Origin of the sequence: Sphingomonas sp. Leaf62 (assembly GCF_001421915.1) — a bacterium.
GTDB lineage: Bacteria > Pseudomonadota > Alphaproteobacteria > Sphingomonadales > Sphingomonadaceae > Sphingomonas.
In genome coordinates, this window is record NZ_LMLN01000003.1 from 131,749 (window position 1) to 152,721 (window position 20,973).

A 20,973-nucleotide genomic window follows, 5' to 3' on the forward strand; every position below is an offset into this window, starting at 1 on the left:
CCGATCCCATAGCCGTCCGCTTGTTACAATAGGCTGCGCTCAGCCGGCGGCCGCGTGGGCGATGCCGCGTTCCAGCCCGCGCAACTCCGCCAGCCCCCGCATCCGCCCGAGCAGCGAATAGCCCGGATTGGTGCGCCGCCCAAGATCGTCGAGCATCTGGTGGCCGTGGTCGGGCCGCATCTGGATGCTGCGCCCCTCGCTGCGTGACACTTCATGCACCGCCGCGACCACCGCGGCCATATCGGCATCGCCGCGCAGATGCTCGGCCTCGTGAAACGCGCTGTCGCCGCCTTCGCGATCGACCGAACGCAGATGGAGAAAGCCGATGCGCTCGCCCAGTCGGCGGACCATGCCGGGCAGGTCGTTGTCGGCGCGCACCCCGAATGATCCGGTGCACAGGCACAAGCCGTTCGAGGGGTTGGGCACCGCATCGAACAGCGCTGCGACGTCGCGCTCGGTGCTGACGACGCGGGGCAGGCCGAAGATCGGGAACGGCGGATCGTCCGGGTGGACGACCAGACGGATGCCGAGGTCGTCGGCATGCGGACACACCGCCGTGAGGAACGCGATCAGATTGTCGCGCAGCACGCCGGCATCGATCCCGGCATAGCCGGCGATGGCGTCGCGGAATTGCGCCGAGGTGAAGCTTTCCTCGGCCCCCGGCAGGCCGGCGAGGATCGTCGCCTCCAGCTCGCGGCGCGCCGCATCGTCCATTGCCGCAAACCGCCGCGCGGCGGCATCGACCAATGCCGGGCGATAGTCCTGCGGGGCACCGGGGCGCTTCAGGATATGGATGTCGTATGCCGCGACCGCTTCCCATTCGAAGCGCAGCGCCCGGGCACCATCGGGCAGCGGCCACGCCAGATCGGTGCGCGTCCAGTCGAGCAACGGCATGAAATTATAGGTAACGACGGTGATGCCTTCCGCCGCCAGATTGGTCAGGCTCTGGCGATAGGCGTCGATGTACCGGTCCCAGCCGGGGCCGCACCTCTTCAGATCGTCATGGACCGGCAGGCTTTCCACCACGCTCCAGCCAAGGCCGGCATCCGCGATCATCGCCCGGCGCCCGGCGATCGCTTCGCGCGGCCAGACGGATCCGTTGGGAATGTCGTGCAGCGCGGTGACGACCTCGGTCGCCCCCGCCTGGCGAATGGCGGCCAGCGTCACGGGGTCGGACGGCCCGAACCACCGCATCGTCTGTGTCATCAGCAAATCGCTACCCTCCCCGCTTTGCGAACCCGGATACGGGTTTCGCCAACGAACCTAGGGCAGTGCGATCGACCTTGCCAGTGCGCAAGATTGGTCAGCCCAGTCCGATCGTCGCGGTTTTTCGGGTCATCGCGCAGCGGTCGGCATCGGCGTAAGCGCCCGGCGGATTACCCCTTGGTCGCGGACGCCCCAGAACATATATTGAACGGATGGCGCAACTCGATACCCGGCAGAAACTGGCGATCCTGGCCGATGCCGCCAAATATGATGCGTCGTGCGCGTCGTCAGGCACCGCCAAGCGCAATTCACGCGACGGCAAGGGGATCGGATCGACCGAGGGCATGGGCATCTGTCACGCCTATGCCCCCGATGGTCGCTGTATCTCGCTGTTGAAGATCCTGCTGACCAACAGCTGCATTTTCGACTGTCATTATTGCATCAACCGCAAATCGTCGAACGTCCGTCGCGCGCGCTTCACCGCGCAGGAGGTCGTCGCGCTGACGCTCAGCTTCTACCGCCGCAATTATATCGAAGGGCTGTTCCTGTCGTCGGGGATCATCGGATCGTCCAACTATACGATGGAGCAGATCGTCGAGGTCGCAAGGTCGCTGCGCGAGGACCACGACTTTCGCGGCTACATCCACCTGAAGACCATTCCCGACGCCGATCCCGAGCTGGTCCATCTGGCGGGCGTCCATGCCGACCGGGTTTCGATCAATGTCGAGCTGCCGACGGTCGGGGGATTGAAACGGCTTGCCCCCGAAAAGTCCGCACCGCAGATCGAGGGGGCGATGAAGGACGTCGCCCATGCGATCGCGGACGGTCGCGACGCGCGCAAACGCTATAAATCCGCGCCGAAATTCGCGCCGGCGGGACAATCGACGCAGATGATCGTCGGGGCGGATGCCGCGACCGACCGCGACATCGTCGGCAAGGCGGCGACGCTGTACGACCGGTTCGCACTGCGCCGCGTCTATTATTCGGCGTTCAGCCCGATCCCGGAGGCATCGGCCGTCCTGCCGCTGCAACGCCCGCCATTGATGCGCGAACATAGGCTGTACCAGTCGGACTGGCTGATGCGCTTCTACGACTATCGCCCCGACGAAGTGCGTGCCGCCGCCGATGATGCGACGGGGATGCTGCCGCTCGATATCGATCCCAAGCTGGCATGGGCCTTGAAGTTCCGCGACCGCTTTCCGGTCGATGTGAACCGGGCACCGCGCGAAATGCTGCTGCGCGTGCCGGGACTGGGGGTGAAGGCGGTGGGCGCGATCCTGACCGCGCGGCGGTGGCGGCGGTTAGGGTTGGCCGATGTCGCGCGGCTGACGGTTTCGGTCGCCAAGCTTCGCCCGTTCATCATCGCCGATGACTGGCGACCGGTGGTGCTGGCCGATCGCGCCGAATTGCGCCCGGTGGTGGCACCCAGGAAGACCGACCAGCTGGAGCTGTTCGCCTGACGCTGAAAACCGCTCGCAAGAGAAACCTCCGCCGATGGCCGCCGTTGGTCTGGTCGAACCACCCGAAGGAAATTCCCATGGCCGACGCCCGCATCTATGCCGATCTGAAGGCCGATCACGACCGGCACCGCGACCTGCTCCAGCGGATCGATGCCGCGAGCGGCGACGAGCGCGCTGTCTTGTTCGAGGAGTTCCGCGTCGAGGTATCGGCCCATGCCGCTGCCGAGGAAGAGGCGCTGTACGCGACGATGCTCGCCAATCCCGAGCTGCGCGACGAGGCGCGACATTCGGTGTCCGAGCATAAGGAAATCGACGATTATCTTGGCGAGATCTCCAAGCTCGATCCCGCCGGCAACGAATGGAACCAGCGCTTCGCCGAAATGCGGCATCGTTACGAACATCATATCGACGAAGAAGAGGAAGAGATGTTTCCCGCCGCCGCCAAGGAATTGAGCGACGAAGAGGAAGCGCGGATCGCGACGGTGTTCGAAACGCGCAAGCCCAAGGAACTTGAGATCGCCGAATCGTCCGAAGCAGGCGACGACCGCGACTGATGCGGGTTGCGGCGCTGGCGGCGGCGGATGATTTCGACGGGTGGCGCGACGCCGCCAGGTCGCTCGCCGCCCAGCGCGTTGCACCATCCGAGGTGGTGTGGCAGGTCGGCGACCTGCCCACCGACCTGTTCGGCGACGAGGCGATCGTCGACAGCAACGCCCCCGCCCCCCGCGTCCCCCGCGCCTTCATCGATCTGGCGCGGACGGTGGCGATGCACGCCGACCCGGCACGGTTCGCGCTGCTCTATGCGATGCTCACCCGCCTGATCGCCGAACCGCGGCTGATCGACGACAAGGCCGATCCGGCGATGCAGCGGCTGGAGGAAATGGCCAAGGCGGTCCGGCGCGACATCCACAAGATGCGCGCGTTCCTGCGGTTTCGCGAGATGGTGGAGGCCGAGGACACTCGTTTCGTCGCGTGGTTCGAGCCGGAACATCATATCGTCCGCCACAATGCGCGATTCTTCGTCGACCGCTTCGCGGCGATGCGCTGGTCGATCCTGACGCCCGACCTTTCGGTGCATTGGGACGGCGAGACACTGACGCAGGGGCCGGGCGCGACCAAGGCGGATGCGCCGACCGGCGATCCGGTCGAGGAAGTCTGGAAGACCTATTACGCATCGATCTTCAATCCCGCGCGGCTGAAGAAGGGCGCGATGATGAAGGAGATGCCGCGCAAATATTGGAAGAACATGCCCGAAACCGCGCTGGTCCCGGCGTTGATCGCGGGGGCACAGGCACGCGAGGCGGCGATGATCGAGACGGCACGAGCAGCACCCGGCGGCAACAGTGTGGCGGCATGGGCTGCCCTTCGCGATGAGGCGGCGGGATGCCAGCGCTGCCCGCTATGGCAGCCCGCCACGCAGACGGTGTTCGGCGAAGGGCCGGTCGATGCCGCGATGATGGTGGTCGGCGAACAGCCGGGCGATCAGGAGGATTTGGCCGGGCGACCGTTCGTCGGGCCGGCGGGGCAGGTATTCGACCGGGCGATGGCCGAGGCGGAGATCGACCGGTCGCGCGTCTATGTCACCAACGCCGTCAAGCATTTCAAGTTCGAACCGCGCGGCAAGCGGCGCATCCATGCCAAGCCGGGCGTGGGCGAGATCGATGCCTGCCGGTGGTGGATCGAACAGGAGCGCGGCATCCTGCGTCCGCGCATGACGGTGGCGCTGGGCGCGACGGCGGCACGGTCGCTGACCGGCAAGACGGTGACGATATCGCGTGAGCGCGGGCGGGTGCTGACGTTGGCCGACGGCAGCTCGGCGTGGATCACGGTGCATCCGAGCTATCTGCTGCGGTTACCGGATAAAGTGCAGGCGGAGGAAGAGTTTGCGCGGTTCGTCGAGGACCTGAAGGGGGCGCAGGCGGCGATGGCCTGACGCCAAAGGTCACAAAGGTCACACTTGCCGCGTATTTGGTTCGGGTTCGGAATTTGGTTCACGCGAAGGCGCGGAGACGCGGAGAAGATCGTTTTCGCGCGGTTACGCGGAGGGTTGGGAGCTGGCGGCTGCAGCATTCCCGGCGGAGCCCTTCCCCTGCCCGATAAGAGTAGCGATCCGCTGTCGCGGCATGTTCGACCTCTCTGCGTCTCCGCGTCTCCGCGCGAAAACTAACCTTCTTCTCTTTGCGTCTTCGCGCCTTCGCGTGAACCCGATCCGGCCGGGCCTATCGCTTCACCGCCCTGTAGGAAAATCATTCCAAGCGCGGTCGATGCCATGGCTGGAGCTGCGGCAACGTGATCGCGTCATGCTGCTCGGGAGACTCGGCGATGGCGCGCAGGCGGTCGAGATCTTCGGGTGTGTCGATGTCGATCAGTTCGGCGGGTGTGGTGATGACATGGCGACCGGCGCGGACCAGATCACGCGCGCCGGCGTCGCCCTCCAGCGATTCGAGGAAATCGAAGCGCCCCTGCCCGAACACGGCGGGCGGACAGGGTTTGGTGCCATCGCTCGATGCGACGACCGCATCGTCGCCCTGTGCGGTGTCGAGCAGGCGATAGACATGGGCGGCGGTGATGCGCGGCATGTCGGCCAGCGCGATCACGACGGCCTTCGCCCCCGCCGCCCGTGCAGCGCGCAGCCCCAGTTGCACCGATCGCGACATGCCGGCGCCGGGATCGTCGTTGACGATGACGTCGAACCCGCGCGAGGCGAAATCGAGTTTCGTCCCGTCGATCACCGCGATGCGCGCGAGGAACGAGATCGCCTCCAGCGCCGTCACGACGTGGAAGGCGACCGGCTTGTGCAGAAACGGTTGCGCCAGCTTGTCGGCGTCGCCGAACCGGCGCGAGCGACCGGCGGCGAGTAGGATTAGCGCGGTGTCTTCAGCGTGCATGGAAACTCCTGACCATCGCCGCGGCGATCGACAGCGCGATTTCGGACGGACCGATCGCGCCGATATCCAGTCCGACCGGGCCGTCGATCCGGTCGAGATCGGCCGGCGCGAAGCCGACGGTGGCAAGGCGTTCGAGCCGGGCGGCATGGCTGCGCCGCGACCCCAGCGCACCGACATAGGCGGCGGGGGACCGTAGCGCCTCGATCAGCGCGGGGTCGTCGATCTTGATGTCGTGGCTGAGCGTCACGACGGCGGTGGCGGCATCGGGCTTGAGCGCGGCCAACGCCTCGTCGGGCCAGCGATCGTCGAGCGTGACGCCGGGAAAGCGTTCTTCGGTCAGGAACCGGGCGCGCGGGTCGATGACGGTGGTGGCGATGCCGAGTTCGCGCGCCATCCCGGCCAGCCCCTGCGCGATCTGCACGGCACCGACGATCAACAGGCGGCGCGGCGGGTCGTAGCGGTTGACGAAACCGTCACCCTCCCCGACCTGCGTCCGGCCACTGGTCAGGTCGGTCGTCAGGGTGACCGCCTGTCCCTCGGCGTTTGCCGCTTCGATCGCGTCGAACAGGGCGGGATCGAAGTTTTCCGCGTCGACGCGCTGGACCATCACCTCGATCTCGCCGCCGCACGGCAGGCCGACTTCCCACGCGGCGGCATCGGCCACGCCATAGCGTTTAAGCGCGAAGGGCGCGCCGGCGACCACCTCGGCGGCGGTGGCGAGGATATCGCTTTCGACACAGCCGCCCGACACCGATCCTTCGAACCGGCCGTCCTCATGCACCAGCATGTGGCTGCCGCGCGGGCGGGGCGCGGACCCCCAGGTCGAGGTGACGGTGGCCAATGCCAGCGGCGCTCCGGCCCAGTCGCGGGCGGCGGTGAGGACGGAGTCGTTGTCGGCCATGTCGTTCCGATGTTGGGCGTTTTCGTCGGCGAGTGTCAGCAAGATAGGTTCTGGCTCCCCTTTCTGAAAGGGAAGGGGTTGGGAGTGGGTCGGCCGATTGTTGCGGGGTATCGTTTCCTCGCAGGCCAACCCACCCCCCCGCCCCTTCCTTTCAGGGAGGGGAGACCCCGGATCAGATCACGTCGAGGACCAGCCCGCGCGCCTTCGCTTCCTCCGCGCCGATATACCAGTTGGCCGGGGCCTTCTGGACCAGTTCGTCGAACGACACCTGCGACCCGGCGACGATGTCGCGGAAACCCTCTTCCTCGATCTCGACCGAGGTTTCGATCTCGTGCAGCTTGGCCTTCAGCGTCGCGACCAGCATCTTCAGCGGGCCGGACAGTTCGAGGGTGCTGGTCATCTGCCGTTCGTGCAGCATCAGACGGGTGCCCTTGGTCAGGAAGCGTTTGTCGACCGGGAAGGCTGACATGAAGGTGGAGCCGGCGGAATAGACGGCGACCTTGCCGAGGAACAGCGCCTCGCGGCCGGTATAGTCGCGCAGCAGGCGGATATCGTCGCCCATCGCGCGCGCGACTTCGGGATCGCCGCCGAGCGTCGAGATCGACACGACGAGCGGGCCGTCGGCGGGGGCATTCTGCATCTGGTTGCGAAAACTCTCGTACATCGCATGGTCGACGGGACCGGCGAGATGGACGTGCGGGCGGGCAAGCAAAGGATAATCGTTGACGTTGGTATCGGGCATGACGGGTGTTCCTGTATTAGTCGGCGGCGAAACCGAAAGCGCGGGGTAATGTTCCGGATTTCCGCGAATTGATTTCAGGCGGTCCGGAAGAAGCAAGTCCGGGAGTTGGCGCGGGAGAGGTCGCACGCACGGACTATAATCTTCCTCGTCACCCCTAAGCTGATCCGAAGTCCCGCTATTTTCAGTGTCGGAGCTGGAAACGTCGCCCCGGATCAAATGCGGGGCGACGATCGTGGAGCAGGTTGTGACCGGTCGACTGGCGCACCGCGCGCGCACCTCGCGGCGACCCCTCGGCCTTCTCGTCGTTGCAGCCGCGCAAATGAAAAGGGCGACCGGTTCGCACCGATCGCCCTCTTCGTACCTTTCAGAAAAGCGGGATCAATATACCCGCTTCTTCGGCTTGATATAGTCGATCTCGTCGGTCAGCGTATAGTCGTGGACCGGGCGATAATCGATCGCGGTCATGCCGCCATTGCCGCCCCAGCCGTCGAACGACGCGATGGTGTGCTTCATCCAGTTGGCATCGTCGCGATCGGGGAAATCCTCGTTCACGTGCGCGCCACGGCTTTCCTTGCGGTTCTGCGCCGACCGCATCGTGACCATCGCCTGCGCCAGCAGATTGTCGAGTTCGAGCGTCTCGACCAGATCGGTGTTCCAGATCAGCGAACGGTCGGTGACGTTCACGTCGGCGAACGACCGGTAGATGTTCTCCATCATCGTGACGCCTTCGTTCAGCAGCGCGTCGTCGCGGAACACGGCGCAGTGTTTCTGCATCGTCTTCTGCATTTCGAGGCGGATCTGCGCGGTCGGCTTGCTGCCGCTGGCGTTGCGGAACTTGTCCAGCCGCGCGAGCGCGAGGTCGGCCGAGTCCTTGGGCAGCGGCTTGTGCGGGGTGTTGGGCTTCAAGGTTTCCTTGAGGCGCAGGCCGGTCGCACGGCCGAACACGACCAGATCGATCAGCGAGTTCGACCCGAGGCGGTTGGCGCCATGCACCGACACGCAGGCCGCTTCGCCGACCGCGAACAGGCCGGGTACGATCGCATCGGGGTCACCGTCCTTGATCGTCACGACTTCGCCGTGATAATTACAGGGGATTCCGCCCATATTGTAATGGACCGTCGGGGTGACCGGCAGCGGCTGGCGCGTCAGGTCGACGCCGGCAAAGATCTTGCCCGTTTCGGTGATGCCCGGCAGGCGTTCGGCCAGCACCTTGGGATCGATATGGTCGAGATGCAGGAAGATATGGTCGCCGTCCTTGCCGACGCCGCGCCCTTCGCGCATTTCCATCGCCATCGACCGGCTGACGACGTCGCGCGAGGCGAGGTCCTTGGCCGAGGGGGCGTAGCGTTCCATGAACCGCTCACCGTCCTTGTTGGTCAGATAGCCGCCCTCGCCGCGCGCACCCTCGGTGATGAGGACGCCCGCGCCATAGATGCCGGTCGGGTGAAACTGCACGAATTCCATGTCCTGCAGCGGCAGGCCGGCGCGCAGCACCATGCCGCCGCCGTCGCCGGTGCAGCTGTGCGCCGAGGTGGCGGAGAAATAGCAGCGGCCATAGCCACCGGTCGCCAGCACCACCGAATGAGCGCGGAAACGGTGGATCGACCCGTCTTCCATGCACAGCGCGATGACGCCGCGGCACACGCCGTCCTCCATGATGAGGTCGAGCGCGAAATATTCGATGAAAAAGTCGGCGTCATACTTCAGCGACTGCTGGTACAGCGCATGGAGCATGGCGTGGCCGGTACGGTCGGCGGCGGCGCAGGTGCGCTGTACCGGGGGGCCTTCGCCCATATTCTGCATATGGCCGCCGAAGGGACGCTGGTAGATCGTCCCGTCCTCGTTGCGGCTGAACGGCACGCCGGCATGTTCCAGTTCGATCACCGCCGCCGGGGCTTCGCGGACCATATATTCGATCGCGTCCTGGTCGCCGAGCCAGTCGGAACCCTTGACGGTATCGTACATGTGCCACGACCAGTGGTCGGGGGAGTTGTTGCCGAGGCTGGCGGCGATACCGCCCTGTGCCGCGACGGTGTGCGACCGGGTCGGGAACACCTTGGTGATGCAGGCGGTCTTGAGACCGGCTTCGGCGATACCCATCGTGGCGCGCAGGCCCGAGCCGCCCGCACCCACGACGATCGCGTCATAGGTGTGGTCGATGATCTTGTAAGCGTCGGTGGCCATTATTCGGGCGTCCCGGTGAAAGCGATACGGAGGATCGAGAAGGCGGCGAGCAGCCAGCCGGCGCCATAGACGAGGTTCAGCACGACCAGCGCGACGACACGCGTTTCGTCATGCTGGTAATCCTCGATCACGGTCTGCAGGCCCATCTTGGCATGGTAGAAGACCGACGTGGCGAGCAGGAGCAGCGGCACCGCACCCCATGCCGACGACACCCAGGCGTAGACCGTGTCATAGTCATAGCCCGGCAGGATGGCGATCGACAGCACCAGCCATACCATCAGCACGAGGTTGGAGACCGCGGTCAGCCGCTGGTGCCAGAAATGATGTGCGCCGGCCTTTGCCGATCCGAGGCCGCGAACGCGACCGATGCTGGTTCCATTACCCATTACTGCTTCCCCACCAGCAGCCACGCCCACAGCGCCGCCGTGGCGCAGACGGCGAAGACGATCGTCGCGATCGCCGTCCTGCGATTGCCGTTCAATTCGAAATTGGCGCCGATATCCATGAAGAAATGACGCACGCCGTTGCCGATATGCTGGAACAACGCAAAGCTGAGGCCGATGCCTACGACATAGCCGACCACCGCGAACGGCCCGGTGAACCACGACAGGAACTGCGCATAGCTGTCCTGGCCGCCCGCCAGCGCCGCCAGCCACCACACGAACAGCGCAAGGCCGACCGTTCCCATCGCGACGCCGGTCGCGCGGTGCAGGATAGACACCAGCATGTTGGGACCCCAGCGCCAGATCTGTAGATGCGGCGATGTCGGGCGGGCTTTCGGGCGGACCATGGCCAAGTCGGGCATTCCTCAGGCAGTGCGACCGCGCGGCAGATGCGGTCTTCCAGCGATTGTGGTCTATCTACGCACCGCGCCCGCCGATGCAAGTGTGCATCCGCGAAACGGGCTTTGCGCAAGGGGTTGGTCAACGGACTGTTAACGCCTGACCGGCTATTTACGAATCGGCGCATCGGTTCCGACAGGCCGGGCTGCGCAGGGGAACAGGGGATTCGCAACGTGGCGACGAAGACACTTCCGGCAGCAGAGAGCGTCAGCCGTACGATCGATTTGCGGGAACGCCTTCGCCTGTTCAACATCTCCCCGGCCGATGTCGACGCCGCGCGCGCGCTGTGGAGCGTGATCGAGCCCGAGGCGCGACTCGTCGCCGCCGCGCATTTCGACCAGTCGCAAAAGGTCGGCGGGCGCAACAGCATGTTGAACGATTACGAACGGATGCTGGAACTGGGCGTCGCCTATCTGCGCAACCGTTTCACCAACCTGACCGGCATCGCGTGGGTCGAATCGTGCGAGCGCACCGTCGCCCGCGCTTTTTCGAACGACGTGCCGCTGACCTCGATCCTGTCGATGGGCGATGCGGGTGCGCGGGCGCTGCTCGACGTGCTGCGACGTGGCATCGCCGATGAGACCGCGTTCCGCGATGCCGCCGAGCTGCTGTTCCGGCTACGCTCGATCGAATGCGAAGTGTTCGTGTCGCTCTACAATGCCTATGCAAATTACGACCTGCAGGAATCGCGCGACCGGCTGGCGCATGAGTTCCGCGACAATATCGGATCGACGGTCGAACGCGCCAGCCGCGAGAGCGACGCGCTGCGCGGCCACGCCGTCCGCACCTCCGCCAGCGCCCGCGGGATGCTGGGCAAGGCGTCCGAAGTCGCCGCCGCCGCCGAACAGTCGGCGGTCGCGATGCGTGAGGCGGCCGCTACCGCCGCCGGGCTGATCCGCGCGATCGAGGATGCGCGTACCGAGGTCGAGGCCGCCGCCGAGATCGCGACGCGCGCCTCCGGACAGGCGGGCACCGCCGTCGGCATGTCGGAAACGCTGTCCGACCATGCCAAGTCGATCGAATCGATCCTCGGCCTGATCCGCGACATTGCCGGTCAGACCAATTTGCTGGCGCTGAACGCGACGATAGAGGCGGCACGCGCGGGCGACGCCGGACGCGGGTTCGCGGTGGTCGCACAGGAGGTGAAGAGCCTCGCCAGCCAGACCGCCCGCGCGACCGACGACATCGCCGCCAAGATCGCGGCGATCCAGGCGGCGACCCGGTCGACCGTCGAAACCAATGCGTCGATCCGCGCCACGGTGAGCGAGGTGCAGGAAAGCGCCAATCGCATCCGCAGCGCGATGGAGGTGCAGGCGCAGACGGTGACCGCGATTACCGCCGCCGTCGACGAAACCGCGCTGGCCGCCGATTCGATGTCGTCGACGATCGCCACGATCCGCGAGGACACCGAAACCGTCGCGTCGGAAATCGACCGGGTCGGCGAAGGGTTCAACTCGCTCGACGGCGAACTGGGATCGCTGAAGGCCAGCGCGGTCGATTTCATCGCCAAGGTCGCGGCGTAAGGCCGACGACCGCAACGGTGCGGACGACCGCCCGTTGCCCCCTGCCCCGCCCCCGCCTACACGGCGGGGCATGGCTCATATTCTCCTGACCGGCGGATCGCGCGGGATCGGTGCGGCGATCGCCGACCGCCTGCGCGACGCCCACACTCTTGCGGTCCAGTCGACCGGCGGCGACCTTGCCGCCGACTTCGCCGATCCCGCCGCGCCCGGCGACCTGTGGCGGCGCGCACTCGACCGGCTGGACGGGCGGGTCGATATCCTCATCAACAATGCCGGCGTGTTCGAACCGAACCCGATCGACCAGTCCGACGACGATTGGGTCGCAGGATGGGAGCGGACGCTGCGCATCAACCTGACCGCCGCCGCCGAACTCAGCCGGCTGGCGGTGCGCCACTGGCAGGATCAGGGCATCCCCGGCCGGATCGTCAACATCGCCAGCCGCGCCGCACACCGGGGGGATTCGCCCGCGCACTGGCATTATGCCGCTGCCAAGGCCGGCATGGTGGCGATGACCAAGACCATCGCCCGCGCCTATGCCGCGCAGGGCATCCTCGCCTTCGCCATCTGTCCCGGTTTCACCATGACCGGCATGGCCGAGGACTATGTGGCGAGCCGCGGCGGCGACAAGCTGCTGGCCGATATTCCGCTCGGCCGGGTGGCGATGCCCGACGAGGTCGCGGTGATGGCGGCATTCTGCGCGACCGAGGCGCCTGAATCGATGACCGGCGCGGTGCTGGACGTCAACGGCGCGAGCTATGTACGATGAGCTGGAAACTGACCCTGCCGTGCACCCGCGCCGAAGCCGAGGCGATCGACGCGGCGGAGGATTTCGGGATCGACCCCGCCCCGGTGCTGATGACGACCGAGACGGTCGAGGACGATACCGAGACGTGGCGGCTCGACGCCTATTTCGAGGTGGAGCCCGATGCCGCCGCCATCGCCGCGATCACCGCGCTGGCCCCCAGTGCCGCCGGGCAGGTGCCGCGGATCGAGGCGCTGGGCGACGAGGATTGGGTGACGATGAGCCAGGCGGGGCTGGACCCGCTGTCGGTCGGGCGCTTCTATGTCCACACCGCCGCGCAAGGCGGGGATGTGCCGCCGGACAAGCGCGCGTTCCTGATCGATGCGGGACGCGCCTTCGGCACCGGGCATCATGAGACGACCAGCGGCTGCCTGGCGATGCTCGACCGGTTGGCGGACGAGACGTTCGCGAACGCGATCGATCTGGGGACCGGCACCGGGTTGCTGGCGTTCGCGGCGCGCGAATTGTGGCCGGCGGCGCGGGTGATCGCGACCGATATCGATCCGGTGGCGATCGACGTGACCGCCGACAATGCGCGGCTGAACGAGGTTGATCGGGTCGAACTGGTGGTCGCCGACGGCGCATTGTCGGATGCGATCACCACGGCGGCACCCTATGACCTGCTGATCGCGAACATCCTCGCCGGGCCGTTGATGTCGATGGCGCCGGAGGTGGCGGCGATCGCCGCGCCGGGGGCGACGATCGTGCTGGCCGGGCTGCTGGAGACGCAGCGGGCGGACGTGGTCGCGGCCTATGCGGTCTGCGGCGTTACGCTGGCGGAGGTCGACCGGCGGGGCGACTGGAGCGTACTACGGCTGACGGCAGGGGCGGAACGGTTCGTGCCGACCGAGCCGATCGATCCGAAGGGGCGCGACGGCTGGGCTTTGGATCTCTGAATTCCCCCCGGCACGGGGAGGAACTTAGGGTTTCGACCTCGCATACTCCTGCGTGCCGCGGGTCAGCACCACATCCTCGGGCAGTACTTCGTCGACCGCGATCTCCTGCTGCCCGGCGATCGAGTCATACACCGGCGCGAAGTCGGTCTCGACGGTCAGGCGCAGCAGTTCGTCGAAGCTCGGGATGACGAAATAGGTCTGCTGGAAATCGTCGATCCGGTAATCGGTGCGCATGACGCGCGGCAGATAGAGCAGGATCCGGTTGGGGCTGGGATCGTCGAGCGAGAAGCGGGTTTCCGATGCGCTCGACACGATGCCCGCGCCGTAGATGCGTAAGGCACCCGCCTCCTGCACCAGCCCGAATTCGACGGTGTACCAGTAGAGCCGCGCGAGTTGCTTCAGCGACCCGAGTTCGAGCGCGCGCAGGCCTCCGCGACCATAGGCCGCCAGATAGTCGGCGAACACCGGATCGGCGAGCATCGGCACATGGCCGAACACGTCGTGAAAGACGTCGGGTTCCTGAAGATAGTCGAGCTGATCGGGCCGGCGGATGAAGTTGCCGGCGACGAAGCGGCGATTGGCCATGTGGGTGAAGAACACGTCGTCGGGCACCAGCCCCGGCACCGCGACCACCCGCCACCCGGTCAGCGCCTCCAGCCGGTCCGACAGCTCCTCGAAATCGGGAATCCCGGATTCGGACAGTTTCAGCGCGTCCAGCCCGCGCAGGAACGCGTCCGACGCGCGACCGGGCAGCAGCTTCATCTGCCGCGCGTACAGCGTGTCCCACGTGGCATGGTCCTGCGCGCTATAGGCGTCCCAGCCCTGCGGGATCGTCCAGTCGGCATTGGCACCCTCGGGCGGGCGGTCGAGTACATGGGTATCGCTGGCCATCCGACCATAGTAGCATGGGGAACGATGCTACGGAAATGGTCCCTTCGACTGTCGGGTTTGCTGGGCGGCATGCTGTTGTTCGTGCTGGGGTACTGCATCGCCGGGCTGATCGGCGGCGCGATCCCGGGCGGATCGGGCGAGCTTCCGCCGCGACAGGGCATCCGCATCTATGTCGAGGATAACGGCATCCATACCGGCATCGTCCTGCCCAAACATGCCGCCGGCCAGTCGTTCGACGATGTGGTACGTGCCGGCGATCTGGCCGACCCGCGCTATGCCGGCCATGGCTGGCTGTCGATCGGCTGGGGCGAGCGCGCCTTCTACCTCGGCACGCCGACCTGGGCCGATGTCAGCCCGGTCACCATCCTTGCCGCCGCGACCGGCAGCGACGCGGTGGTGCTGCATGTCGGGCATCTGCCCGAACCGAAGGGCGAGCCGGGGGTTTATCCGGTCACGCTGTCGCCCGACCAGTATCGGCGGCTGGTCGCGGCGATCCGTGCGAGTTTCGCGCAAGGGCCATCCGTACACGGCTATGGCCCGTCCGATGCCTTTTACGCGGCGCGCGGGCGGTACAGCGCGGTACATACCTGCAATGCGTGGACCGGCGCGGTGCTGCGGGCGGCGGGGGTGCCGATGGGGGCGTGGACGCCGTTTCCGGTGACGGTCACGGCATGGCTGTGACCATGCTCGCCCCGCCCCCGATCGGCCGTTTCGTGATCGAGACGCCGCGCGCCGCGATCGCGCTGGTGGGGGTGCCGTTCGGATGGCGGCGGGCGCTGGCGGGCGCACCACGGGCGGGCGGCGAGCCGGTGATGCTGTTGCCCGGATTGTTCAACAGCGACCGGTCGAACACGATTCTGCGCCGCTATCTGCGCGCGCTCGGCCACCACGCGCATGGCTGGGAACTGGGGCGCAATTTCGGACAGCGCAGCATCGGGCCGGACGCGGGCGACCTGTTCGCGCGCATCGATGCCGTCGCGCAGGCGAGCGGACGGCCGGTGGCACTGGTCGGGGTCAGTCTGGGCGGGATCATGGCGCGGCTGGCGGCGCATCGCCGGCCCGATCTGGTCGAACAGGTGGTGACCGTCGCCAGCCCCTATGCCGGGCCGGCGCGCTCGACCCATGTCTGGCGGCTCTATGAATGGATCAGCGGCGAATCGGTCGACGACCCCGCCGTGCTGGCGCTGGCCGAAGAGGTCCGCCGCCCCCTGCCCGTTCCCGCCACCGCGATCTGGAGCGCCAGCGACGGGCTGGTCAACGGCATGGGCTGCCATGTGCCCGGCGAACCCGGCTGCCGCGCGGTCGAGGTCGTGAGCAGCCATTATGGCGTGCAGACCCGCCTGGTGGTGCTGCGCGCGGTGGCGGAGGCGCTGGCGGGGAATCGGTGAGATCGTACTTCCCTCCCTGACAAGGGCGGGGGTTGGGGGTGGGTAGGCTCGTTGTGGCGCGCTATCGTTCCCTCGCGGGCCAACCCACCCCCGGCCCCTCCCATGTCAGGGAAGGGAGTTAAAGCGACTCAATCGTCGTCCCGCTCGCGACGACGCCGCGCCTCTTCCTGGCGCATCTCGCGACCCTCGCGGGCTTCCTTCTTGCGCATCTTGCGGCCGTAATTGCGGTCGGCCTCCGACTGGCTGGTCGTCGTCCAGTCGATCACCTGCGCACCCGCGCGGACCGGCGCGGTCGCGACGTTCCACACCGTGCTGACACAGCCCCCGGTCAGCGGCGCCAGCGCCAGCATCACCCACCCCAATCGCATGCACCGTCCCTCAATATGGTTTGTCGCGTATCTGCGCCCCGATTAGCGGGAAATCGGTGAAGAAACCATCGACACCGGCGGCGATGGCATCGGCGATCTCCTGCCCCACCCGGCCATGCACCTCGGGTCCGCCGGCCACGCGATAGGATTCGGGCAGGAAGACATTCTCGGCACGATAGGTCCACGGGTGGACACGCAGCCCGGCGACATGCGCGTCATGCACCAGCGGCTTTCCCGCCGCGACCATCGACTTGTTCGGCCCAATCCCGAAGGCATAGGTCGCGACATCCTTCAGCCCGGCCGGAGTCGCCATCGTCGCATAGCTGTCTTGTGGCTGATCGGCCGGCCCGCCGGTCGCATCCATCAACTGGATCAGGCGGATGCCGGTCAGTTTCTTCAGCGCCTTGAGATTGTTCACCTCGAACGACTGGATGAACACCGGTGCCTTCGCACTGTCCCAGCCAGCGGCGTGCAGGTCGCGGACCAGATGCACCTCCATCGGATGGCCGATCGACGCGAAATAGGTCGGGTGCTTGGTTTCGGGATAGATGCCGATCGTCCGACCCGTCTGCGCGGTGGAGCGCTTGGCCAGCGCGATCACCTCGGCCAGCGTCGGGATCGGTTGCTGCCCGTCATAGCGGGTATTGCCGGGGCGCAGTTGCGGCAGGCGTTCCTTCGCCCGCAGCGTGCGCAGTTCGGCCAGCGTGAAATCCTCGGTGAACCAGCCGGTGACCTGCTGGCCGTCGATCGTCTTCGTCGCGCGGCGGGCGGCGAATTCGGGGTGCGCGGCGACGTCGGTGGTGCCCGAAATCTCGTTTTCATGCCGGGCGACGAACACATCGTCCTTCGTCAGCACCAGATCGGGTTCGATGAAGTCCGCACCCTGTTCGATCGCCAGCTCATACGCGGCGAGGGTATGTTCGGGGCGCGATCCGCTGGCACCGCGATGCGCGATGACGATCGGCGTGGCGTCGATCGGTCGTTCCTCGGTCATCATGCCCATCCCCAGCATCGCCAGCAAAACCGTACTCAACATCTGCGATCCTTTCGCAACAGGAAACCGTTTCGACGGCGAACGTTAGCCGATGTGACCAACGGAGCGCCGACCCATGCATTTCACCATCAACGGCCAGCCGCATCAGGCGGAGGTGGACATTCGCACCACCCTGCTCGACCTGCTGCGCGAACATCTTTCGCTCACCGGCAGCAAAAAGGGCTGCGACCATGGCCAATGCGGGGCGTGCACCGTGCTGGTGAACGGCCGCCGCATCAATTCCTGCCTCACGCTCGCCGTGATGCATCAGGATGACGAGATCGTGACGATCGAGGGGCTGGGCACGCCCGAAAAGCTGCACCCGCTGCAGGCCGCGTTCGTCAAGCATGACGGATTCCAGTGCGGATACTGCACGCCCGGACAGATTTGTTCGGCGGTCGGCATGCTCGACGAGGTCGAAAAGGGCTGGCCAAGCCATGTCAGCGCCGACCTCGACGATTCCGATTTCACCGATGACGAGATCCGCGAACGGATGAGCGGCAATCTGTGCCGCTGCTCGGCCTATCCCAACATCGTCGACGCGATCCGCGAAGTCGCCGACGCCAAACAACCTGCGCAGGCGGAGGCGGCGGAATGAAACTGTTCGATTATGCGAAGGCCGGCAGCGCCGAAGCTGCCGTCCGCGAGGGTGCGGGGCGCGAAACGAAGTTCATCGCCGGCGGGACCAACCTGCTCGACCTGATGAAGTTGCAGGTCGAAACGCCTGCACGGCTGGTCGATATCAGCCGCCTGCCGCTGAACGATATCGAGGAGATCGACGGCGGCGGCATACGGATCGGGGCGCTGGTGCCGAATTCGGACCTTGCGGCCGACCCGATCATCCGCGAGCGGTACGAAGTGCTCAGCCGCGCCTTGCTGGCCGGGGCGTCGGGGCAGTTGCGCAACAAGGCGTCGACCGGCGGCAACCTGCTGCAACGGACGCGCTGCTATTATTTCTATGAGACGGCGGCCCGCTGCAACAAGCGGGTGCCGGGGTCGGGCTGCGACGCGCAGGAGGGCTTCAACCGCATCCTTGCCGTGCTCGGCACCAGCGAGAAGTGCATCGCGACCCATCCGAGCGACATGGCAGTGGCGATGCGTGCGCTCGACGCGACGATCGTGACACTGGGCAGCGATGGCGAGCGGCGACGCATTCCGATCGGCGATTTCTATCGCCTGCCGGGCGACACGCCCGATATCGAGCATGTGCTGCGTCCCGGTGAACTCATCACCCATGTCGAATTGCCGCCGGCACCGGCGGGCAAGCAGACCTATCGCAAGGTCCGCGACCGCGCGTCCTATGCTTTCGCGCTGGTTTCGGTCGCCGGGATTATCGCGGTCGAGGACGGCAAGATCGCCTCGGCCCGCCTTGCGTTCGGGGGACTCGGCCCGATGCCGTGGCGCAACGAAGCCGTCGAGAACGTGCTGGTCGGGCAGGCCCCGTCCGATGCGCTGTTCGGGCGGGCCGCCGAACTATTGCTGCAAGACGCCAAGGGCTTCGGCAGCAACGACTTCAAGATTCCTCTGACCCGGCGCACGCTGATCGCGACGCTGCGGGAGTTGACCGCATGACCACCAACGCACTCCGCATGGACAAACCGGTCGAGAACAGCCTGCTCGATTCGAGCGTACAGGGCATCATCGGCAAGGGGATCGAACGGATCGACGGTCCGCTGAAGGTCGCCGGACAGGCCACCTATTCGGCCGAGTACGATTTTCCGAACCTTGCCTACGGCTTCCTCGTCCGCGCAACCTTTCCGGCGGGCAAGATCACCTCGATCGATGCCGAGGGGGCGAAGGCGCTGCCCGGTGTGATCGACGTCGTCGTCGACCTGAAGACCTTCATCCGCAACGCCCAGCAGGGCGGTGAGACCGGAGCCCCGACGCAAGGGGTCAAGGACGTCGCCTATTTCGGCGAACCGGTCGCGATCGTCGTCGCCGAAAGCTATGAGGTCGCGCGCGACGCCGCGCAGCTGGTGACGATCCGCAATGACCCTGCCGACGGCGTCTTCACCTTCGACGATCATGTCGACGACGCGATCAAACCGCCCCCCGGATCGATGCCGCCCTATCACAGCCAGGGCGATCTGGATCAGGCGATGGCCGACGCCGCCTTCACGGTCGACGATGTGTGGCGCACCCCGTCGCAGAATTCGGCGGCGATGGAGCCACATGCCTCGATCGCGGTGTGGGACGATGACGGGCTGACGCTCTACGGATCGTTGCAGATGCCGTCGTCCGACAAGCAGCAGCTTGCCAAGTCGCTGGGCGAACGCCAGTCGAAGGTGCGGATCGTCGCGCGCTATATCGGTGGCGGTTTCGGGTCGAAGCTCGGCATCTCGCCCGACACCGTCGCGACCGCGCTGGCGGCGAAGGCGGTCGGGCGGCCGGTCAAGACGGTGATGACCCGCCAGCAGGTGTTCGACGCGACCGTGCGGCGGTCGAACACGCAGCAGCGCTTCCGCCTTGCCGCCGATGCCGATGGCAAGCTGACCGGGATCGGGCACGAAACGCTGTGTTCGAACCTGCCGGGCGAGGGCTATTTCGAACCGGCCGGACAGGCGACGCAATTCCTGTATGGCGGTGAGAACCGGATCATCAAACATGATGTGGTCGAACTGAACCGGACCCTGTCGGGATCGATGCGGGCGCCAGGAGAGGCGGTCGGGCTGCTCGCGCAGGAAAATGCGATGGACGAACTGGCCGAACAGATCGGTATCGATCCGGTCGAACTGCGCCGCCGCAACGATCCGGCCAGGGACCCGCAGAAGGACATCCCCTTTTCAACGCGGACGTTGACCCGCTGTCTCGACGCGGGCGCAAAGGCGTTCGGCTGGGATCAGCGCAACCGGACGCCCGGTGGCAAGCGCGAGGGCGACTGGCTGATCGGGCAGGGCATGGCGGCCACGACGCGCACCAACATGCTGCAACCCAGCGAAGCGCAGGTGTCGATCGGCCCCGACGGGCGGGCGATGATCGAAACCGACATGACCGATATCGGCACCGGCACCTACACCATCCTCGCCCAGATCGCGGGCGAGATCCTTGGCCTGCCGGTCGAACGGGTGGCGGTGCATCTGGGCGATACCAATTCGCCGCCGGGTGCCGGATCGGGCGGTTCATGGGGCGCGGGCAGCAGCGGGTCGTCAGTCTATCTCGCGGCGCAGGCGCTGCGCAAGAAGCTGGCCGAGGCGATGGGCGTCGAACCCGACGATCTGACGCTGAAGGACGGCCATGCCATCGCCGGCAACCGCCGGGTCGCGATCGGCGAACTGGTCGGCGACGGCATCACGGCCAAGGGGTCGATCGAGCCGGGCAAACAGGAACAGGAAACGACGCAAGCGGGCTATGGCGCGCATTTCTGCGAGGTGAAGGTGCATGCCGTCACCGGCGAGGTGCGGGTGACGCGCTGGCATTCGACGTTCGAAGCGGGGCGCATCCTCAATGCCCAGACCGCACGGTCGCAGTGCATCGGCGGCATCGTGTTCGGCATCGGCACCGCGCTGACCGAGGAACTGGTCCATGACGATCGCGACGGGCGCATCGTCAACCATGACCTCGCCGAATATCATGTGCCGGTCCATGCCGACATTCCGCACATGGACATCGCCTTCCTCGACGATCGCGATCACCATGCCAATCCGTTGCATGCCAAGGGGATCGGCGAACTGGGGATCGGTGGCGCGGGCGCGGCGGTGACCAACGCGATCTACAACGCGACCGGCATCCGGGTGCGCGACTATCCGGCAACGCTGGACAAGCTGCTCGAAGGATTGCCGGCGGTCTGAAAAATGCCTCCCCGCTCGCGGGGAGGGGGACCAGCCGCAGGCTGGTGGAGGGGGAGCGCCT

The 20,973-nt window shown here is 66.4% G+C and carries 21 protein-coding genes; 11 read left to right on the top strand and 10 right to left on the bottom strand.

From position 1 onward, the window contains the following. Window positions 1-39: 39 nt before the first annotated feature. Complete coding sequence (uxuA, locus tag ASE91_RS02895) at window positions 40-1,206, bottom strand: mannonate dehydratase (protein ID WP_056622477.1); 1,167 nt, start codon at window positions 1,204-1,206, stop codon at window positions 40-42. A gap of 212 nt (window positions 1,207-1,418) precedes the next feature. Between uxuA and ASE91_RS02900 the strand changes: the two genes are divergently transcribed. From ASE91_RS02900 to ASE91_RS02910, 3 genes are all read left to right on the top strand, one after another. Then, window positions 1,419-2,666, top strand: coding sequence for a putative DNA modification/repair radical SAM protein (locus tag ASE91_RS02900; protein ID WP_056622480.1), 1,248 nt, complete (start codon window positions 1,419-1,421; stop codon window positions 2,664-2,666). 77 nt (window positions 2,667-2,743) lie between these two features. Continuing rightward, window positions 2,744-3,220 carry a hemerythrin domain-containing protein gene (locus tag ASE91_RS02905; RefSeq protein ID WP_056622481.1) on the top strand — a complete coding sequence of 159 codons (477 nt, stop codon included), beginning with the start codon at window positions 2,744-2,746 and terminating at the stop codon, window positions 3,218-3,220. Next, a complete protein-coding gene (locus ASE91_RS02910; RefSeq protein WP_056622483.1) occupies window positions 3,220-4,599 on the top strand; it encodes a UdgX family uracil-DNA binding protein in 1,380 nt (459 codons plus the stop codon). Before ASE91_RS02905 ends, ASE91_RS02910 begins: the two co-directional genes overlap by 1 nt. Before the next feature lie 313 nt (window positions 4,600-4,912). On the opposite strand, the gene ASE91_RS02915 is transcribed toward ASE91_RS02910, so the two are convergent. The 6 genes from ASE91_RS02915 to sdhC all read right to left on the bottom strand — a co-directional run bounded on the left by ASE91_RS02915 (window position 4,913) and on the right by sdhC (window position 10,186). Then, complete coding sequence (locus ASE91_RS02915; protein ID WP_056622485.1) at window positions 4,913-5,554, bottom strand: nucleotidyltransferase family protein; 642 nt, start codon at window positions 5,552-5,554, stop codon at window positions 4,913-4,915. Further along, window positions 5,544-6,455 (bottom strand): XdhC family protein, encoded by a 912-nt coding sequence (locus tag ASE91_RS02920; RefSeq protein WP_056622547.1) that lies wholly within the window; start codon window positions 6,453-6,455, stop codon window positions 5,544-5,546. Before ASE91_RS02920 ends, ASE91_RS02915 begins: the two co-directional genes overlap by 11 nt. A 172-nt stretch (window positions 6,456-6,627) precedes the next feature. After that, entirely contained in the window at window positions 6,628-7,197 is a 570-nt protein-coding gene (locus tag ASE91_RS02925) for an ATP-dependent Clp protease proteolytic subunit (RefSeq protein ID WP_056003365.1), read from the bottom strand. A 378-nt stretch (window positions 7,198-7,575) separates the two neighbouring features. Further along, entirely contained in the window at window positions 7,576-9,381 is a 1,806-nt protein-coding gene (sdhA, locus tag ASE91_RS02930) for a succinate dehydrogenase flavoprotein subunit (protein ID WP_056622487.1), read from the bottom strand. Further along, on the bottom strand, window positions 9,381-9,767 hold the full coding sequence (sdhD, locus tag ASE91_RS02935; RefSeq protein WP_056003359.1) for a succinate dehydrogenase, hydrophobic membrane anchor protein: 387 nt from the start codon (window positions 9,765-9,767) through the stop codon (window positions 9,381-9,383). Before sdhD ends, sdhA begins: the two co-directional genes overlap by 1 nt. Beyond that, window positions 9,767-10,186 carry a succinate dehydrogenase, cytochrome b556 subunit gene (gene sdhC, locus ASE91_RS02940; protein ID WP_056622489.1) on the bottom strand — a complete coding sequence of 140 codons (420 nt, stop codon included), beginning with the start codon at window positions 10,184-10,186 and terminating at the stop codon, window positions 9,767-9,769. The genes sdhD and sdhC overlap by 1 nt, the downstream gene beginning before the upstream one ends. 210 nt (window positions 10,187-10,396) lie before the next feature. Here sdhC and ASE91_RS02945 point away from each other — a divergent pair, with 210 nt between their 5' ends. The 3 genes from ASE91_RS02945 (at window position 10,397) to ASE91_RS02955 (ending at window position 13,444) form a co-directional block, all read left to right on the top strand. Then, window positions 10,397-11,746 (top strand): methyl-accepting chemotaxis protein, encoded by a 1,350-nt coding sequence (locus tag ASE91_RS02945; RefSeq protein WP_056622491.1) that lies wholly within the window; start codon window positions 10,397-10,399, stop codon window positions 11,744-11,746. A 70-nt stretch (window positions 11,747-11,816) separates the two neighbouring features. Continuing rightward, a complete protein-coding gene (locus ASE91_RS02950) occupies window positions 11,817-12,512 on the top strand; it encodes an SDR family NAD(P)-dependent oxidoreductase (RefSeq protein ID WP_056622493.1) in 696 nt (231 codons plus the stop codon). After that, entirely contained in the window at window positions 12,509-13,444 is a 936-nt protein-coding gene (locus tag ASE91_RS02955) for a 50S ribosomal protein L11 methyltransferase (protein WP_056622495.1), read from the top strand. The genes ASE91_RS02950 and ASE91_RS02955 overlap by 4 nt, the downstream gene beginning before the upstream one ends. A 24-nt stretch (window positions 13,445-13,468) precedes the next feature. On the opposite strand, the gene phhA is transcribed toward ASE91_RS02955, so the two are convergent. Further along, the gene (phhA, locus tag ASE91_RS02960; RefSeq protein ID WP_056622497.1) at window positions 13,469-14,335 is read right to left on the bottom strand and encodes a phenylalanine 4-monooxygenase; all 867 of its coding nucleotides are present in this window, start codon (window positions 14,333-14,335) and stop codon (window positions 13,469-13,471) included. Window positions 14,336-14,359: 24 nt separating this feature from the next. Here phhA and ASE91_RS02965 point away from each other — a divergent pair, with 24 nt between their 5' ends. After that, complete coding sequence (locus ASE91_RS02965; RefSeq protein WP_235530280.1) at window positions 14,360-15,016, top strand: TIGR02117 family protein; 657 nt, start codon at window positions 14,360-14,362, stop codon at window positions 15,014-15,016. Then, entirely contained in the window at window positions 15,007-15,723 is a 717-nt protein-coding gene (locus ASE91_RS02970; RefSeq protein WP_235530281.1) for an alpha/beta fold hydrolase, read from the top strand. Before ASE91_RS02965 ends, ASE91_RS02970 begins: the two co-directional genes overlap by 10 nt. 128 nt (window positions 15,724-15,851) lie before the next feature. On the opposite strand, the gene ASE91_RS02975 is transcribed toward ASE91_RS02970, so the two are convergent. Together ASE91_RS02975 and ASE91_RS02980 are read right to left on the bottom strand one after the other, a co-directional pair. Continuing rightward, a complete protein-coding gene (locus ASE91_RS02975) occupies window positions 15,852-16,073 on the bottom strand; it encodes a hypothetical protein (protein ID WP_443024520.1) in 222 nt (73 codons plus the stop codon). A 28-nt stretch (window positions 16,074-16,101) separates the two neighbouring features. Beyond that, window positions 16,102-17,103, bottom strand: coding sequence for a glycerophosphodiester phosphodiesterase (locus ASE91_RS02980; RefSeq protein WP_200911182.1), 1,002 nt, complete (start codon window positions 17,101-17,103; stop codon window positions 16,102-16,104). A 97-nt stretch (window positions 17,104-17,200) separates the two neighbouring features. Between ASE91_RS02980 and ASE91_RS02985 the strand changes: the two genes are divergently transcribed. Genes ASE91_RS02985 through ASE91_RS02995 form a run of 3 tightly spaced genes read left to right on the top strand, consistent with a single transcriptional unit; the run spans window position 17,201 to window position 20,912 of the window. Further along, window positions 17,201-17,722 carry a 2Fe-2S iron-sulfur cluster-binding protein gene (locus ASE91_RS02985; protein ID WP_082453772.1) on the top strand — a complete coding sequence of 174 codons (522 nt, stop codon included), beginning with the start codon at window positions 17,201-17,203 and terminating at the stop codon, window positions 17,720-17,722. Then, entirely contained in the window at window positions 17,719-18,696 is a 978-nt protein-coding gene (locus ASE91_RS02990; protein ID WP_056622505.1) for an FAD binding domain-containing protein, read from the top strand. The genes ASE91_RS02985 and ASE91_RS02990 overlap by 4 nt, the downstream gene beginning before the upstream one ends. After that, a complete protein-coding gene (locus ASE91_RS02995; protein ID WP_056622507.1) occupies window positions 18,693-20,912 on the top strand; it encodes a xanthine dehydrogenase family protein molybdopterin-binding subunit in 2,220 nt (739 codons plus the stop codon). Before ASE91_RS02990 ends, ASE91_RS02995 begins: the two co-directional genes overlap by 4 nt. The last annotated feature ends 61 nt before the right edge of the window (window positions 20,913-20,973 follow it).